Source organism: Neochlamydia sp. TUME1, assembly GCF_000813645.1.
GTDB lineage: Bacteria > Chlamydiota > Chlamydiia > Chlamydiales > Parachlamydiaceae > Neochlamydia.
The window spans coordinates 1-1,361 of record NZ_JRXI01000238.1; the positions used below are offsets into that span (position 1 = coordinate 1).

The 1,361-nt window shown below is 36.7% G+C and carries 1 protein-coding gene; it reads left to right on the top strand.

Annotated features, from left to right (window positions below):
• Positions 1-1,361 (top strand): F-box protein (locus DB41_RS10310; RefSeq protein WP_039387037.1); only part of this gene is annotated, 1,361 nt, incomplete at both ends.

Genomic DNA, 1,361 nt, shown 5'->3' on the forward strand with positions numbered 1-1,361 from the left:
ACAAATTAGCTTAAAGATTTTCCAGGAGCTGAGTCAGCAAGATCTAACTAACGCACGAGGTGTTTGTAAAGAGTGGAAGCAATTAATTGAGCAAAATAATGGATGGAAAAGGCTTCATTTAAAGAAAATTAAAAGTAATTTACCAACAACTAATCAGCTTGCTAATAAAGCAAATTCCTTGGATCCTTTTCCGCCTCACTGGAGCCCCTTTCAAATAGCTAAATCCTTATGGTGTAATCCAGCGACTATTATTAGTGGCTCACAGAAAGCAAAAGTAAATGCTGTAGCTGCCTATCTACATAAAGAAGGCTTTGAATTAAAAGGTGTTGCAAGTGACGGCGACTGCTTTTTCAGTGCTTTTTTAGGAAGCTATAAAGAACTCTCTAGAAAGATTCCTTTGCTAGACGAGCATCCCGATAAAACTTCATATTTAAGGCAAGTACTCTCAGACATTATTAAGCACACTAACAGTAAAAGAGCAGAAGAAATAATAGAAAAAGGAAGTTGGATAAGCGGCTTAGGAGAAGGAGATCTATTAGCCTCGGCTTTATCCATTCCTATAAGGCTAGTAACGATTAATGAAGAACGATTGATTTGTGGTGTTAATGATATGCTTATCTTTTCAAAAGTAGGCTTAACATCTAAAAAAGTTAGATCCAGGGAATGGGAAACTATTCCTCAAGAAGAAAGACCTCAAGAATATATCCTTATTGTAGATTTAGGCGGACATTTTATCTATGCTCAAAAGCCCTTAAAGCAAGATAAAACTCTTCTTTCAAAGTCGAACCCCCCCACTAATTTTCTTTTTTCTAATTCTCTATCTACAAATGAATTAAAAAACACCCTCAAAACATTGGAAAGCGAGGAGCTTTTATCAGGCGAGAAGATAAAAGAATTAGAACAAACCTATACTTTAGCTTTACAAATTGCTGTCCAATGGAAAGATCCAATTCAAGAAAGCTTTTGCATAGAGGAATTAGGTGACATTTATCTAAGAAAGCAAACATCGGAAACGCTCCTACAAGCGGCAGGCCTTTATAATTATGCCTTACGCCTAGCTCCTCCACAACGGCAAAAAATTCTTAGGGATAGACTCTCCCAAGTACAAAATTTACTTGTTAAACAATGTAAAGGCACACCTTTTGATTCCGTGGTAATAGAGAAACAATTTGAACGCAATCGCAGCGAATTGAAAAAATTTAGAGAAGAAATAGAGAAGAAAATTCAAACTCTGCCAGAGAACCCTTCTTCCCAAGAGGTGAGAGAGCTTTATGGTGAGATAGCTCACCATATAAAAATTTTCTTCGGACAACTTGTAATACAGGCCGTACATCAATTAGACACTGAGCCTTGTGAGTATG